The following is an 11733-nucleotide window of genomic DNA, read 5'->3' as shown; positions in this document are numbered from 1 at the left end:
CGACTTGTTGCATATATGGAACAGGCGCGGCGGCGTACCTTCTTCTAAGGTGTGCGCCATGACGCGACCGATCACGCTGCTTGTCGAGGGGGAGTCCGACAAGGCTCTGGTGGAGGCGCTGGCTCCGCGCTACGGGGTGGAGCTCGTCGAGCTCGGGATCGAGGTCGTCTCCATGGGCGGCGCCGGGAACGCGGGGCGGTTCATCCGGGAGACGACAGCGGCGGGACATCGGGTCGGCGGACTCTACGACGAGGCCGAGGAGCACTTCGTCACCAACGCTCTCGGCCGGCAGCTCGGCGAGGACCTCTCCGGGCAGGGGTTCTTCGCGTGCCGGCGCGACCTCGAGGACGAGATGATCCGCGCGATCGGGGCTGCGCGGATCGTCGAGATCCTCGAGGCCAACGGCGAGGGCGGCAAGTTCCGTACGCTGCAGAACCAGCCCGAGCACCGCGGTGAGGAGGTCGCCGACCAGCTGCACCGCTTCTTCGGCACCGCGTCGGGACGCAAGATCCGCTACGGCGCCATCCTCGGCGAGGCCGTCGAGCTCGAGTCGATCCCGGACCCGCTCATCGGCCTCCTGACCTGGTGCTGGGGCTGACGCCGGTCACCGTGGTGAGGAACGGGGGAGTCTGGACTCGTCCGGGACATGGATCAGCAGATCGCCGGGTTGGCAGTCGAGCTCGCGGCAGATGGCGTCGAGTGTGGAGAGGCGGATCGCTCGCGCCTTGCCGGTCTTGAGGATGGAGAGGTTGGCAAGGGTGATCCCGACCCGGTCACTCAGTTCGGTGAGGGTCATCCTCCGGTCGAGCAGGACATGATCGAGTCGGACGTCGATCGCCATTACACCGTCAGCCTCTGTTCGTGTTCCAGGCGTACGCCACGTCTGAAGACCTCGGCCAGGAGCAGCAGCAGGATCCCGAAGGCGATCGGGGTGAGCTCCATGCCGGGCTCCATGGAGCCTAGTTCGAGGCCGTTGACGTCGCCGTACGTGTCGATGTTGTAGTCCCACGCCTTCGGGCTGAGGAACAGCCACAGGAACGGCTCCACGAACTCCCAGGCGATCAGGGTCGCCCCGATGATCCGGAGCCGTCGCACGACCCGGTCGGTGAACGGATCGCCCTGCGAGGCCGCGCGCAGCAGCAGCCACAGCTGGGTGAGAAGGAAGGCGACGATGAGCAGGCTGAGGACCGCCATCGCATACAGCGACGCGATCAGCGGGTTCCAGCCCGGTTCGGCCTCGAAGTACATCTGTCCCTCGAACAGGACCCCCACGGCCCGGACCTCGTCCGGAGTCACAACATGTCCATCCAGGCGCTCCTCAAAGTGGCGGAAGTGGACGTACTCGCACTCCAGGTTGGTGGGATCGACGCCGAGATCGATGCGCGGGCAGATGTCGGTATACGCGCCGACCTCCCATGACGGCTGGTAGGTCAGCTCCACCAGATCGGTCCCGGGGATGAGGTTGATCTGGTTGGACAGCGCGGTGCGCCCGGACAGCCCGGAGATGGCGACTGCGGTCAGCAGCAGCGCCGCCAGGGTCGTGCACACCGCGGCCGAGAAGGCGATCCAGGCGGCGATGGCGAACGTACGGTTGCGGCGCATGGGGCTCCTCGTTGTTCGATAGAATTTTATCGAGAAACAATATAGGTCGACCGACGACCAGCGTCCCGAGAACTGCCGATCTCGCGTGGGCGGACCCTCAGCCCGACCTTAGGGCTCCATGTCGTCGTGGACGACGACGCGGGAGAGTTCGATCGTGCCGTCGGGGCACTTCCAGAAGTGCAGCCGCCGGGCGCTGGGCGTGTGGATCTGCATCGAGACCCGGTAGCAGACGGCGCCGTCGGGGCGGGACTGTGGCGCGGAGTTGCCGCCGGCAGAGGTACGCAGCTGGTGCAGCTCGCGGCCCGTCGACTGCTCCGCGAGGCCGGTGAGCACCTCCATGACCACGTCGGCGATCTTGTCGACGGCGATGCCCTCGAGTGCGTCGACGCTGTCGAGGAACCGTTCGCCGATCGCGTACGTCGGCAGCGGCCGGGTCGGCTGCTCGCCGACCGGGATTCGGCGGGCCCAGGAGGCCTCGACCAGATGACGGAAGCCGCGCTCGCGGTCGGCGAAGACGGGTAGGGCGACGTCGGGCGGTGCGGTGCGCTGCTTGGCGCGGCGCAGCTGGGAGCGCATCCGGGCCAGCTCGGCGTCGCGGGTCTCGACCTGACGGGCCGCGCGCGCGAGGTCCTTGGCGAACTGCACGCGCTCGTTGCGCAGCCCGGAGACTTGGTCGCGGAGCTCGGTCAGCTCGGCCTCGAGATGGGCCTTCTCTGCCTTGATCGCAGTGACCTGCAGCGACATCGACTGCACCGCAGCCTTCTTCGCCGGCGGGTGCTCCTTCTCCGGCATCGGCGCGGGCTCGGGTGACGGCGCGGGCGCCGGCTTCATCGCGCGGACCGGCTCGCCCTTGCGCCGCGGCATCATCGCAGGACTCGGGATCGCCGGCTTGGCCGGAGCCTCGACCACGGACTCGGCGGGAGGCTCGACCGGCTCGACCGCGTCGACCACCGGAGCGGTCTCCGGCGGTGCAGGCTCGGGATCGACATGCTCGACGACCGCAGGCGGCGGAGCATCCGGGTCGAGCCAGGGCGGGCCGCCGGCGTACAGGGCGAGAGCCTCGCGGGCCGTGTCGTGCTCGCGGACCTCGCGCAGCGAGAGCCGCCACTTGGGCCCGGTGGCGACGACCCGCGCGAGCACGACCTCGCCGGGGGTGAGGAGGGCCGAGAGGTCGTCGTCGGGGTCGCCGGTCACATCCGAGCGGAAGAGCTCGACGGTGACGTCTGGGTGCAGCCGCAGGTCGGCCGAGCCGGCCAGCACGGAGCGGACCTCGGCGGGGACGACGTCCCCGGCGGCGTACGTCTTCAGTGCCTCTTCGGCGGTGGGGCGGCTCTCCCGGATGTCGAGCCAGCGCGACTTCTTCTCCAGGACGCCGTCGACGTGCATCCCGGGGGCGAGGACGCGCTCGATCGGGACCCCGGCCTGGGCGAGCTGGGGCGGGATCGAGGCCATATCGCCACCAACGAGGTCTACCAGCGCGCGCTCGCTCATGATCGAGAGCACCGTGCCGGCGCGCCGCTCGCGGGTGGAGGCGGTGCGGGCGCTGTCGAAGAGGCCGGCCGCCGCGGCCATGTCGAGGGCGTCGTCGATGAGCTGCCCGGTGAGCTTGCGGCCCTCGGACTTGCTCCACGCGAACCGCAGCGGGGCCTGCAGCAGGTCGATGTTCCACGCCAGGCCGACCGGGTAGACCCGTCCGGCGCCGCCGTAGACCTGAGTGCCCGGCGTCATCTTGTTGGAGAAGGCCCAGGTGTGTCCGCCGGTCGTGACCAGGTAGAGGTCGGCGAGGTCGCCGATCTCGGCCGCGATCCGCTCGACGTCGGCGTAAGGCTCGGTGTGTCCTGAGGCAACCGTCACCACCACGGTCGGCTTCGTGCGGGAGTCGCCGTTGAGCAACGCCGCCAGCGCCTCGGCCTCGGACGTGTTCGTCACGCGTTTGATCGCAGACATGCCCCTCCTTTTACAAAAACGTACAGCGAACGGAAAGCGGACCTACGTCAACGACCCGGCCTTTGACGGAGGATTCGGCTGACGCCGATACCGGGGGCGGGTGTCAATGACGCAGCCGTGTCATATTTGCCTCGCCAACTTGTCTAGAGCTGTGACGCTTTTACGACATTGGCAGGTATCTGCCGCGCTCCAGCGCTCCGAATGACTGCGGCTGTAACAAATCGAGAGAACGCTTTCCCGTGGCAATAATCGATCCGTCCGCATTACCCGGGAAATGTGCACGATCTCTGTTCGCGGGTTTTGCCGACGGTTTCCGCAAGGAGACCCACCTTGAGATATTCACGCCTCGGCCGATCGGCCGTAGCAGCCACAGGCATACTCGCCGCAACGGCTGCGATGCTTGCCGCCACCCCCGCATTCGCCGGCACCCCCGCAGCCGACGACAAGGCCCCCGCGGCCAAGCTCACGTCCACCCTCGAGTCGAAGTTCGAGAAGTCGGACTCGACCGACTTCTGGCTCCGGTTCTCCGACAAGGCCAACCTCGGCCCGGCCTCCTCCATCGACGACTGGACCGAGCGTGGCCAGTACGTCGTCGACGCGCTCGAGAAGACGGCGAAGGCATCTCAGGCCGGCGCGGTCGCCGAGCTCGACTCCGCCAAGGTCAGCTACAAGACGTACGCGATCTCGAACGCGATCCTGGTGAAGGACGGCTCCGAGGACCTGGCGCTGAAGCTGGCCGCCGACCCGGAGATCAAGACCGTCCACGAGCGGGCCAAGCTCTCGCTCGTGGAGCCGGTCAAGGAGGAGACGGCCACCAAGGCGCCGCAGGGCATCGAGTGGGGCATCGACTTCATCAACGCCCCCGAGGCGTGGGAGCAGGGCGCGACCGGCGCCGGCATCGTGGTCTCCAGCGTCGACTCCGGCACCGACTACACCCACCCGGCCCTGGTGAACCAGTACCGCGGCAACAACGGTGACGGCACCTTCACCCACGACTACAACTGGTACGACGCCTACGGCGACTGCTCCAGCGGTCCCTGCGACCTCGACGGCCACGGCACCCACACCATGGGCACCATGATCGGCGACGACGGCGCCGGCAACCAGATCGGTGTCGCCCCCGACGCCGAGTGGATCGAGACCAACGGCTGCTGCGGCAGCGACGCCGGACTCCTCGAGTCGGGCTGGTGGCTGCTGGAGCCGACCGACGCCGCCGGTGAGAACCCGGACGTCGCCAAGCGCCCGCACGTCATCAACAACTCCTGGGGCTGGAACGGCGTCGGCTACATCGACTCCTTCTTCGACGATGTGAACGCCGCTTGGAACGCAGCCGGCCAGTTCTCCTCGTGGGCCTCCGGCAACCCGGGCTCGATGTGCCAGGGGACGTCCTCCCCGGGCGCGAACGTGCTCACCTACTCGGTGGGCGCGGTCGACTCCGCCGGCGCGGTCGCTTCCTTCTCGGGCCGTGGTTCGGGCCAGAACGGCCTGGTCAAGCCCAACATCGCGGCACCGGGCGTGAACGTACGCTCCTCCCTCCCGGGTGGTTCGTACGGCAGCTACAACGGCACCTCGATGGCCGCCCCGCACCTCGCGGGAGCCGTCGCGGCGCTGTGGAGCTACAACCCGACCCTGATCGGCAACGTCGAGGAGACCCGCCGCCTGCTCAACGAGGCGGCGACCGACGTCGACGACACCACCTGCGGTGGCACCGCCGAGAACAACAACGTGTACGGCGAGGGCTACCTCGACCTGGCGCGCCTGATCGCCCTGGCTCCGGCCGAGGGCGGCACGGTCGCCGGCACCGTCACCAGCGGCGGCGAGCCGATCGAGGGCGCGACCGTCGAGCTCGACGGTGACGCTCTCGACCGCACCCTCACGACCGACGCCGAGGGCAACTTCTCGGCCGGTGTCTTCGTCGGCGACTACGACCTGACCACCTCCGCCTTCGGCTTCGTCACCGAGACGGGGTCCGCGACGGTCACCCAGGACGCCACCACGACCGTCGACTTCGACCTCGCCGAGGCTCCGAAGCACACGGTCAGCGGAACGATCACCAACGCCAGCACCAACGCCCCGATCGCCGGGGCCGAGGTCCAGCTCTCGCCGGGCAACCTGTCCGCGACCTCGGGCGCCGACGGGACCTACTCGATCGCGGGCGTCCCGGAGGGGACGTACACGATCTTCACCGAGGGGTCCGGCTGTGCCGAGGCCACGAGCTCCGAGATCGAGGTGACGGGCGCCAAGACGCACAACGTCAAGGTGGTCTTCTCCTACGACGACTACGGCTACTTCTGCTCGGAGGGCTCGAGCGGCGTACGCTCCGGCACCACCGCGCTCGGGCTGGACGGTGACGACGCGGCCGCCTCGGTGGACCTGCCGTTCAGCTTCCCGCTCTACGGAGGCAGCTACGCCAAGGCGTACGTCGCGTCCAACGGTCACGTGAACTTCCTCGCGTCCAGCACCGCCTACGGCAACGGGGCGATCCCGTCCACGGCCGTGCCGAACGCGGCGATCTACCCGTTCTGGGACGACCTCGACGCCCGAGGTGCGGCTGACGTGTTCACCGCAGCGACCACGGTCGACGGTGTGGACGCGTTCGTCATCGAGTGGCGCGACGTCTTCCCGCTGAACGGCGCCGACCAGCTGCTCGACTTCTCGGTCACCCTCTTCGAGGACGGCCGGGTCGAGCTTGGCTACGGGGACCTGCCCAGCTCGGATCGAGCCCTCGGCAGCTCGGCCACGATCGGCATCGAGAACGCCACCGGCACGATCGGCACCCAGTTCTCGCTCAACACCGCCTCGCTGAGCGACAACAAGTCGATCACCTTCGACCTGGCCCCGATGGGCACGGTCTCCGGTGTCGTCAAGGACTACAACACCAAGGCAGGCATCGACGGCGCCGAGGTCACCCTGACCCCGACCGCCGGCGGGTCCGTCAAGACGGTCGAGACCGGCGCCGACGGCTCCTACAGCGTCGACCTGGTGACCGGGAAGTACGGCGTGAGCTTCACCGCGCCCGACTACGACCCGATCAGCCGCAACCTCACCGTCGCAGAGGACACCACGCTCACATCCAACGCCCAGCTCAAGGCAGGCCGGCTCGCCGTCACCCAGACGGCGCTGAACGCCAGCCTCGCGATGGGTGGCTCGGTCTCCCGCAACCTGAAGATCACCAACACCGGGTCCGCGCCCGCCGAGGTCGATCTGGGTGCCAGCGGCGAGGAGGTCGTCATCCTGGGCGACAAGACCGCCTCGGCCGGTGTCACCAAGAGCGTCACCAAGAAGGCCACCGCGGTCGAGACCAAGCCGGGCGCCGGCTCGAAGGCGTCGGGCCTGACCTCGTCGAAGTCGGGCAGCAAGCTCGGCACCTCGGGTCAGCCGTCGGTGACCGCCCTCGCGCCGACTCCCGCGGGTGAGACGACCCTGTCCCACTCGAGCTCGCACGAGGTCGTGCAGGCCAGCTCGGTCGCGTGCCCCTCGGGGACCACGACGATCCTGCGCACCTACTCACCCGGTGACTTCGGGATCTCCGGCGGCTTCACGCCCACCAGCGTGAGCTTCGCGGTCCAGGAGTCGGCGAACGGGAGCACGCCGGTGACGGCGACGCTCTACACGTTGCCGGAGGGCGCGGCGTTCACCTTCGCCAACCTGACCCCGATCGGTTCGGGTACGACGACGGTGACCGGCGACTTCGGGGCGACCTACACGGTGCCGATCGCGGCGTCGGCGGAGATCGCTCCGGACGACATCCTGGTCGTCTCCGTCGCCGGTGGTGCGGTCTACTTCGGCGGCAACCCCGCCGCCGAGACGTCGCCGACCTACCTGGCCTCCGACGCCTGCGGTACGCCGGAGCCGACCGACGCCGCGGAGCTCGGGTTCCCCGACTCCAACATCATCCTCGATGTGACCGGTGAGGCCGGTGGCGGCGGTGGCATCGCGTGGCTGGACGTCCAGCCGCCGTCGTTCACCCTGGCGCCGGGCAAGTCGGTCACCGCGGTCGCCACGTTCGCCGCCACGGTCGACCAGCCGGGCACCTACACGGCCGACGTGGTCATCGGGAACAACACGCCCTACACCGTGGCGCCGGTCCCGGCGACCATGATCGTGAAGGCGCCCGCGGGCTGGGGCAAGATCACGGGCACGGTGACGGGCTCGGGTGAGGCGCTCGAGGGTGCTGTGGTGGCCCTCGACGGCGTGTCGTACGACGTGACGCTTCGGACTGATGCGGACGGCACCTACGGGTACTGGATGCAGAAGTCCAACGCGCCGCTCCAGGTGGTCGTCGCGGCCGACGGGTTCGTCCCGGCGACCAAGAAGGCGCAGATCGTGGCTGGTCAGACGACTGTCTACGACTTCGACCTGAAGCCGCTCGACTAGCTTCGCAGCGAGGCCCCGGGCACCAGCCGGTGTCCGGGGCCTTCGCGTGTTTGTTCGGAACGGGTCTGGCGGGGCTCGAATGTCGGTGCTCCGGTGTACGATCGCCGCGCCTGCGAGAACAACCCCTTAACCAGCCCCTATGCCTCATTCCTCCATGCCGGCCGTCGCCGAGATCCTGCGCCTGCGGGCTCCGTTGAGCCTGCAGGTTCTGCGCGCCGCTTTGAAGGGCAAGCGGGTGTTGCTGACCGAGGAGGAGCTGCTCGGCGTGCTGAACTCGGGCGGCTTCGTCGAGGGGCCGCCGGGGCAGTGGAGCCTGGCTCCGGCCCCGACCGCGGCGCCCGCGCCGGCTCGGTTCAACCAGGCCTCACTCGCTTCGCGTGTGGGGGTCGAGGGTGACGTACTCGTGAAGGTGCTGGACGCGCTGGTGACCGACCACCCCGAGGTCAACTGGGGTGCGCTGCGGGACCGGCTCGAGTCGGGCGCCGATGTCGCGGTCTCCGACCGCACCCTCGGGCTGCTCGAGGAGGGCGTACGCCGCTTCGAGGTCGCCCGGCTGCGGGCCGAGAAGCAGCGGGCCGAGGAGCGTGCCCGGGAGGCGGAGCGGCGCCGCGAGCTGCAGCAGCTGGCCGAGAGCGAGGTCGCGATGCTGCGCGCCGAGCTCGACGACGAGCGGCGCCGTGCCCACGACGCGGCCCTCGAGCGGGACCGGCTGCGGCAGGAGGCCGAGAAGCTGGTGGCGCTGAAGGAGCAGGAGACCGCCTCGTGGGTGGCCACCGCCGCGGGCGGCTGGATGCTCGACCTCGGCGCGCCGGAGACCTTCGGCGAGGAGAAGCTCCGTCAGTCGCTCGGCCAACTCGAGTCGGCGCTGGTCGTGCTCAACGTGAGCATCGGTTCGCGGGAGCTCGAGGCGGTCGTGGTGCATCCGGGTGGGGTCGCGGTCATCGAGCAGCACGACATCCCCTCGACCGCGGGCATGGTCGAGGTGCCGGCCTCGGGCGCGGCCTCCGTCGACGGCCGCCCGCTGGAGGTCGCCGATCCGCGTGCCGATGTGCTCGCCGCCGTACGCCTCCTCCAGAAGACCGCTTCGCTCGACCTCGCCTACCTGCCCGTGCTCGCCTTCCAGGGGCCTGCCGAGGCTGAGGGTGAGGACGTGCTCGTCTGCCTCACCGGCGAGGTCGACCTCGCCGTCGACGACATGCTCCTCTCCCAGTCGTCGCGGGTCTCGGCCGACGACGCGGTGGCGCTACTGGCCAAACTAGGCGTCCCTGACCTGCCGGAAGCCCCGACAGGCTTCTGACGTCTCAGATCAGGCCGGCGGCGCGGGCAGCCTCGGCGTAGGCGGCGGCCAGGGTCGGGACGGTCTCGTGGGCGTTGAGGCCCGACGGGTTCGGTACGACCCAGAGCTCGGCGCCGGCCAGCGGCTCCGGCTGGAGGCCCTGCTTGGCCTTGGGGCGGTTGAACGCGGTCCGGTAGGCGGTGATCCCGGCGATCGCGACCACTGCCGGTTTCCTCCGTGCGACCAGGGAGAACAGCTCGGCGCCGCCCTCCTTGAGCTCGGCGTTGCTGAGCTCGGAGGCCTTCGCGGTGGCGCGAGGGACGATGTTGGTGAAGCCGATGCCCCGGGCCCGGAAGTAGTCGCGGTCCTCCGGCGTCATCCCTGCCGACGCGTCGATCGGACGGGTGGTGATCCCGGCCCGGAAGATCGCCGGATAGAAGCGGTTGAGCGGGTGCGCGAAGTGGGTCTGGGTCGCTGCCGTCCACAGGCCGGGGTTGATGCCGACGAAGAGGAGGCGCAGGGGTTGGTCGTCTGCCGGAAGGAGGTCGGGGACCGAGGCGCCGTAGTAGGTCTGGAGCTCGGCCTGGGTGAAGCGGGCCACGGCGTGATCCTTCCATCTCAGTAACGACGTGCCGGTCGGGGGTGCAACAGCAGGGTGCCGTGGGGAGTATGTGAAATATGCACCCCACGCGTCTTCTCCCACTCGCACTCGCTGCGACGGCGCTTCTGGTCTCCGCCTGCGGCACCGCCGATGAAGCGACCGACCCGGCCTCGAGCCCGTCGGCCTCGTCTTCCGCAACCCCACAGTCCTCGACTGGTTCGGCGAAGCCGAAGCCCCCGCCCGAGCCGTCCCGCCCGCCGAGCTCGGAGAAGCCCGTACGCGGCCTGGTCTCCGCCGGCGGCGCGGCCAACGGCGATCTGGAGAAGACCGCGACGCCCCTCCCGGACGAAGCTGCGATCAAGGCGTACGCAGCCACTCTCGGCACCTCGCTGCAGGCGCCCTTCACCACCCAGGCGACCAGGTTGCTCGCGCACGTGCCGTCGGGCCAGCGGCTCTATGCCCAGACGGTCTACGACGGCTGCGAGACTCCGGACCCGGCGACGATCGCCGCCGGCAGGACCGGCGATGACGTGGTCCTGAGCGTCACGCCGCCGAAGAGCACCAAGATCCAGTGCCTGGTGGCCGAGCGATCGGTCGCGTTGCTGAGCACCGAGATCCCGGTCGGCTAACGTTCCCCGCGTGGGGGAGCCGTGGAACACTTTCGTCGAGGGCGACAACCTCGACGTTCTCAGGGCGCTCTCGGTGGCTGGGGAGAAGTTCGACCTGATCTACATCGACCCGCCCTACAACACCGGCAGCCTCTTCGCCTACCACGACGACCGGCGCGGTGAGGACGGCCGGCGGGCCGGTCGCCACGAGGCCTGGGTCGCGATGATGAGGCCCCGGCTGCAGGCGGCGCGCACGGTCATGTCGGAGCGCGCGGCGATCTACGTCTCGATCGACGACAACGAGGCCGCCCACCTCAAGGTGCTGATGGACGAGGTCTTCGAGGAGCGCAACCAGCTCGCGCAGATCGTGGTCAACCTCAACCCCAAGGGCCGCCAACTCGGCAACGGGTTCGCCACGTCCCACGAGTACCTGCTGGTCTACGCCAAGGACGCCCGGGCCTGCGCGCTGGAGTCGAGCATCCCCGAAGCCGTCAACGAGCAGGACTTCCCGCTCGTCACCGACGACGGGCGCCACTACCGGCGGCTGCCGCTGCGCAACACCAACAAGAAGTTCAACCCGGCGACCGCCAGGACCCTCCACTTCCCGGTGTGGGGAGACCCGGACACCGGTCGCGTCGCGGTCGAGCCGTTCGCCGGCGGCCAGGAGATCTGGCCGGTCTTCGGTGACGGTCGTCCCGCGGTCTGGCGGTGGAGCGCCCCGCTGATCGCGGCCCGTCCCGACGACCTGATGTGCCGTCGCGTACGCGGGAAGCTGGGGGAGCGGGTCGACGTCTACCAGCGCGACTGGCTCTCCCGCGACGCCTCCGGTGAGGCGAGGCGCAAGAAGCTCACCACCATCTGGATGGCCGAGGAGATCGGCTCGACCGACTCCGCCGTCGCGGAGCTGAAGTCCCTGGTGGGGCCGCTGTTCGAGTCGCCGAAGCCGACCGGCCTGATCCGGCGGATCCTGGCCACGATGCCGACCGACGCGAGGGTCCTCGACTTCTTCGCCGGCTCCGGCACGACCGGCCACGCGGTCGCGCTGGCCAACGTGGAGGACGGGGCGCGGCGTACGTGCTGGTCGGTCCAGATCGCCGAGACCACCCGGCCGGGGTCGAACGCGGCCAAGGCCGAGATGGCGTACGTCTCCGATGTCACCCGCGCGCGGCTGGGGGCCGTGGTCGCGGCCCACGGGAACGGCGGCGCGAAGGCGTTGGTCGAGCGCGACCTGGGTGAACTTCTCGAAACATCTGGTAACCGGGTTACACGAGGCGCGTAAAACGCGGCATCGTCAGGGGGCGACCGAACACCTCACCTCGGGA

9 protein-coding genes are annotated in these 11733 nt (G+C 69.5%); 5 read left to right on the top strand and 4 right to left on the bottom strand.

Annotated elements, in window-relative coordinates:
* The first annotated feature begins 58 nt into the window (after nt 1-58).
* The gene (locus ABZU72_RS16420; protein ID WP_355019904.1) at nt 59-598 is read left to right on the top strand and encodes a TOPRIM nucleotidyl transferase/hydrolase domain-containing protein; all 540 of its coding nucleotides are present in this window, start codon (nt 59-61) and stop codon (nt 596-598) included.
* Nucleotides 599-604: 6 nt separating this feature from the next.
* On the opposite strand, the gene ABZU72_RS16415 is transcribed toward ABZU72_RS16420, so the two are convergent.
* The 3 genes from ABZU72_RS16415 to ABZU72_RS16405 form a co-directional block, all read right to left on the bottom strand.
* The gene (locus tag ABZU72_RS16415) at nt 605-841 is read right to left on the bottom strand and encodes a helix-turn-helix transcriptional regulator (protein ID WP_350663721.1); all 237 of its coding nucleotides are present in this window, start codon (nt 839-841) and stop codon (nt 605-607) included.
* On the bottom strand, nt 841-1602 hold the full coding sequence (locus ABZU72_RS16410; protein WP_355019903.1) for a DUF2975 domain-containing protein: 762 nt from the start codon (nt 1600-1602) through the stop codon (nt 841-843). Before ABZU72_RS16410 ends, ABZU72_RS16415 begins: the two co-directional genes overlap by 1 nt.
* A 108-nt stretch (nt 1603-1710) precedes the next feature.
* On the bottom strand, nt 1711-3549 hold the full coding sequence (locus tag ABZU72_RS16405; protein ID WP_355019902.1) for a hypothetical protein: 1839 nt from the start codon (nt 3547-3549) through the stop codon (nt 1711-1713).
* Nucleotides 3550-3879: 330 nt separating this feature from the next.
* Between ABZU72_RS16405 and ABZU72_RS16400 the strand changes: the two genes are divergently transcribed.
* A complete protein-coding gene (locus ABZU72_RS16400; RefSeq protein WP_355019901.1) occupies nt 3880-7926 on the top strand; it encodes a carboxypeptidase regulatory-like domain-containing protein in 4047 nt (1348 codons plus the stop codon).
* A gap of 139 nt (nt 7927-8065) precedes the next feature.
* Nucleotides 8066-9223: a hypothetical protein gene (locus tag ABZU72_RS16395; RefSeq protein WP_355019900.1), complete on the top strand. Its 1158-nt coding sequence runs from the start codon at nt 8066-8068 to the stop codon at nt 9221-9223.
* A 4-nt stretch (nt 9224-9227) separates the two neighbouring features.
* Here ABZU72_RS16395 and ABZU72_RS16390 read toward each other — a convergent pair whose 3' ends face one another.
* Nucleotides 9228-9803, bottom strand: coding sequence for a mismatch-specific DNA-glycosylase (locus ABZU72_RS16390; RefSeq protein WP_355019899.1), 576 nt, complete (start codon nt 9801-9803; stop codon nt 9228-9230).
* A gap of 77 nt (nt 9804-9880) precedes the next feature.
* Here ABZU72_RS16390 and ABZU72_RS16385 point away from each other — a divergent pair, with 77 nt between their 5' ends.
* Nucleotides 9881-10432 carry a hypothetical protein gene (locus ABZU72_RS16385; RefSeq protein WP_355019898.1) on the top strand — a complete coding sequence of 184 codons (552 nt, stop codon included), beginning with the start codon at nt 9881-9883 and terminating at the stop codon, nt 10430-10432.
* Between the two features lie 10 nt (nt 10433-10442).
* Entirely contained in the window at nt 10443-11690 is a 1248-nt protein-coding gene (locus ABZU72_RS16380; RefSeq protein ID WP_355019897.1) for a site-specific DNA-methyltransferase, read from the top strand.
* Nucleotides 11691-11733: the final 43 nt, after the last annotated feature.

The sequence above is a fragment of the Nocardioides sp. NPDC004968 genome, assembly GCF_040608935.1.
In the GTDB taxonomy this organism is placed as follows: Bacteria; Actinomycetota; Actinomycetes; order Propionibacteriales; family Nocardioidaceae; genus Nocardioides.
Note: the sequence above shows the minus strand (reverse complement) of the source record. Positions and strands in the feature narration are given on the sequence as shown.